Below are 3,658 nucleotides of genomic sequence, written 5' to 3' on the forward strand. Positions count from 1 at the left end.
ACCCCGGCATCGCCGCCGCGGTGGGTTCCGTGGTCGCCGCCGACGCGCTCGAGCGCAACGCGGCGGCCGTGGGCGCCACCGTCTCCGAGCTGACCGCCGGGTCCGTCGTCGAGGAACGACTGCTCGACCCGGACGGGGCGGCGAACGAGGGCGTCCAGCTCGTCGCCGGGTTCGTCTTCGTCTTCCTCTTCTACATGGCCGCGATCCTCTTCGGTTACGCCATCGCCAACAGTGTCGTGGAGGAGAAGCAGTCGAGGATCGTCGAGATCCTCGCCGCCGCCATCCCGTTGCGCCAACTGCTCGTCGGCAAGGTCGTCGGCGCCACGGCGCTCGCACTGGGGCAGATGGCGATCTTCGTGGCCATCGGACTGATCGGTCTGACGTTCACCGACTACTCGGCACTCCTGCCCTCCGTAGCCGGCGCCGCGGGCTGGTACCTGGTGCTGTTCGTGATCGGCTTCGTGGCACTGGCCTGCCTGTTCGCCGTCGCCGGGGCGCTGGCCACCCGGGCGGAGGACGTCCAGTCCACCTCATCCCCCCTGCTCACCCTCATCATGATCGCGTCCTTCGCGGGACTGTTCCTCCAGGGCACGTGGCAGGTGATCGGCTCGTACGTGCCGATCATGTCGACCGTGACGATGCCGATCCGTCTGGTCGAGGGGACGGCCCACTGGTGGGAGCCGGTCATCGCCGCGGTGATCACCCTGATCGCCGCCGGGGCCGTGATGGTGGTCGCGGAACGGGTCTACCGGCGGTCGATCATGCAGACCGGCGGCAAGTTGACCTACCGCCAGGCGCTGGCGCTGACCGAGTAATCAGGGCCGGGGGCCGGGGGCCGGGGGCGGTCAGCCCTCGGCCCCCGCCACCGCGCTGTCCACCAGTCGATAACCCTGCCCGCGCACGGTCTCGATCGATCGGGCGCCGAAGGGGGTGTCGATCTTCCGGCGGAGATACCCCACGTAGACCTCCACGATGTTGTCGTCGCCGTCGTACGCGGCATCCCACACCGCCCGCAGGATCTGGGGCTTGGACACGACCTGGTTCCGGTTCCGGATGAGGTACTCCAGCACCGCGTACTCCCGCGCCGTCACCGGTATCCGCTCGGGGCCCCGACGCACCTCCCGTGCGGCGGGATCGACCTCGAGGTCACCTGCGACGAACGAGACGGGCCGCTCGGGGGCCCCTCGCCTGACCAGCGCCCTGAGCCTGGCCTCCAGGACGACGAACGAGAACGGTTTGACCAGGTAGTCGTCGGCGCCCAGGTCGAACGCGTCCGCCTCGTCGTACTCCCCGTCCTTGGCGGTGAGCATGAGCACGGGGGTCCAGATCTCGCGGCGACGCATCTCGCGCACCACCTCGTAGCCACTGCGCCGCGGCATCATGATGTCGAGGACCACCACGTCGAAGTCGCCCTCGGAGGCCATCTCGAGGCCGGTCTCCCCGTCCGGGGCCGTCTCGACCGCCCATCCCCCGGCGGCGAGCCCACGCCGGACGCTCTCGAGGAGCGCCGGTTCGTCGTCGACCACGAGTACCCGCATGCAGTGCCCTCCGCCCGAATCCCGTTCGCCCGAGTGGACCGCGACGCCTACTCGGCGGCCGGGTCGATGTCGTGGTCCATCTGGTCGGCGGGGACCAACGAATCCGCATGACGCCGGACCACCTTGGCCGGCACCCCGGCGACGGTCGTGTGCGGCGGCACCCGGTCCAGCACCACCGATCCGGCGGCCACCCGCGAGCAGTCGCCCACGTGCACGTTGCCCAACACGATGGACCCGGCCGACAGCAGCACTCCCGAGCCGATCTTGGGGTGGCGGTCTCCGTCCTCGTTGCCGGTCCCCCCGAGCGTGACCCCCTGGAGGATCGAGACGCCGTCACCGATCACGCAGGTCTCGCCCACGACGATGCCGGTGGCGTGGTCCACCAGGATCCCGGAGCCCACGCGCGCCGCCGGATGGATGTCCATGGCGAAGACCTCGGAGACCCGACTCTGGAGGAACGAGGCCGCCATCACCCGTCCCGACCTCCACATCTCGTGCGCGACACGGTGGATCTGCAGCCCGAGGAAACCCTTGGCGAACAGGTAGGGCACCAGGTAGTTGGGATAGGCCGGGTTGCGCTCGAAGCTCACCACGAGATCCGCGGCGACCGCCTCCAGCACGTGCGGATGGTCGACCAGGACCGCCCGGATCTCCTTCTCCAGGACGTGCCGGCCGATCTCGGGGGTCGCGATCCGCGAGGCCGCGAGCCGAGCGAGGGATTCCCCCAGATCGTCGCACCCGTCGACCAGATCCAGGACGAGCCCCGCGATGAGGGGCTCGTCGCGGCTCTGCGTGGCGTCCACGGACAACCGATCCCACACGGCACGGACGGAGGCGTCGGCTTCCGTCTGCGGGACGCAGGGGTTCTCGATGCTCAGCTCGATGGTCACCCGGTACAGGGTAGGCCCGTTCCGCTCTGCTGGTCGAGTCACCTCGCCGATCCGGTACGGCACGCACGGCACCCGACGCCGGTCGCACCGGTCCCGCCGTCTCGGGCAGGATGGGGTCATGATGCTCATCAACGTGGTATTCGACGTCAAGCCCGAGTACGCCGACTCGTGGCTCGAGATCACCCGTGACTTCACCGAGGCCACCAGGGCCGAACCCGGCAACCTGTGGTTCGACTGGTACCGCTCGCCCGACGCCCCGACCACCTTCCTGCTCTGCGAGGCGTTCCGGGACGGGGACGCTCCCGCCGAACACGTCGGGTCGTCCCACTTCACGGAGTTCACCGGCTCCGCAGCGCGGTATCTCCAGCGCACCCCGCGGATCATCAACACGACGGCCGAGGGCGAGCAGTGGGGGACGATGGGCGAGATCACCGTCGACTAGCCGGACCGGGTGGCGACCCGCCGCCCGGCCGGGCGTGCGCTGCGACCGGGCCGTGGTGAGAGCGGGCCGTGGTGCGAGTGGGCCGTGGTGCGAGTGGACTCAGCCCACGCTGCCCAGTGCGGCGCCGAGGAGGGCGGCCGGGTCCGTCGGCCACCACTGGCCGTAGTCGATCGCGTAGACGCGGTTGAGGTCCGAGACCACACCCCCGACCGTCACCTGCTGGCGGATCGGGAGCTGATGAATCGTGGCGCTGGGGTTGAGGCGCCCCCCGGAGCCCCAGTCGTGCTGCCAGAAGTACTGGCCCAGTCCACGCTGGCGGCACCAGTCGATGGTCGGGGCGTTGGCGTACACGCCGAGTTTCATCCCCGCACCGTGCAGGTGGACGCGCCAGCGCTCGAGGTACGGGGCGATCTGGTTGTCGAACTGCCACCGGGTGGGGTTGTCGTCGATGGCCACGTACATGGGCACACCGCTGGGTCCGCCCGCCGACCGGTGGATACCGAGTCCGATCGGGGCGTGGCGGTCGCCGCCCGCGGCGCCCTCCTTCCAGTCGGCCGTGGTGTCCCTGCCGAACTGGTAACAGGAGACCATGTTGAGTCCGTGCGCCCGGAAGTCGTCGACCTCACGACGCAGGAGCGGCTTGCCGGTCATCCACTCGGCCCCGGGACGGCGGTTCGAGCAGTACCGCACCGCGCCCATGTGACCGGCCGCCCGGACGGACGCGGCCGACGGCGGGCCCGACGCGTAGTCCAGCAGGGTGCCGATCGGGACCCCTGCGCCCGCACCGG

5 protein-coding genes are annotated in these 3,658 nt (G+C 70.3%); 2 read left to right on the plus strand and 3 right to left on the minus strand.

Annotated elements, in window-relative coordinates; translation table 11 throughout:
* Positions 1–815: ABC transporter permease (locus tag G6019_RS05675; RefSeq protein WP_182627179.1), on the plus strand; the 815-nt coding region annotated here is incomplete at its 5' end.
* Positions 816–845: 30 nt separating this feature from the next.
* On the opposite strand, the gene G6019_RS05680 is transcribed toward G6019_RS05675, so the two are convergent.
* Positions 846–1,538: a response regulator transcription factor gene (locus tag G6019_RS05680; RefSeq protein ID WP_107757611.1), complete on the minus strand. Its 693-nt coding sequence runs from the start codon at positions 1,536–1,538 to the stop codon at positions 846–848.
* Positions 1,539–1,585: 47 nt separating this feature from the next.
* Positions 1,586–2,428 carry a serine O-acetyltransferase gene (locus G6019_RS05685; protein WP_107757612.1) on the minus strand — a complete coding sequence of 281 codons (843 nt, stop codon included), beginning with the start codon at positions 2,426–2,428 and terminating at the stop codon, positions 1,586–1,588.
* Between the two features lie 118 nt (positions 2,429–2,546).
* On the opposite strand from G6019_RS05685, the gene G6019_RS05690 reads away from it, so the two are divergent.
* The gene (locus tag G6019_RS05690) at positions 2,547–2,870 is read left to right on the plus strand and encodes a putative quinol monooxygenase (protein WP_107757613.1); all 324 of its coding nucleotides are present in this window, start codon (positions 2,547–2,549) and stop codon (positions 2,868–2,870) included.
* A 99-nt stretch (positions 2,871–2,969) separates the two neighbouring features.
* Here G6019_RS05690 and G6019_RS05695 read toward each other — a convergent pair.
* The coding region (locus G6019_RS05695) for a DUF1906 domain-containing protein (RefSeq protein ID WP_182627181.1) at positions 2,970–3,658 on the minus strand (689 nt) is incomplete at its 5' end.

This window comes from Dietzia sp. DQ12-76, assembly GCF_014145045.1.
GTDB lineage: Bacteria > Actinomycetota > Actinomycetes > Mycobacteriales > Mycobacteriaceae > Dietzia.

Bases quoted from the DNA above. Each gene is read 5' to 3' on its own strand.
- G6019_RS05690 (WP_107757613.1), top strand. From the start codon at position 2,547: ATGATGCTCATCAACGTGGTATTCGACGTCAAGCCCGAGTACGCCGAC.
- G6019_RS05680 (WP_107757611.1), bottom strand. From the start codon at position 1,538: ATGCGGGTACTCGTGGTCGACGACGAACCGGCGCTCCTCGAGAGCGTC.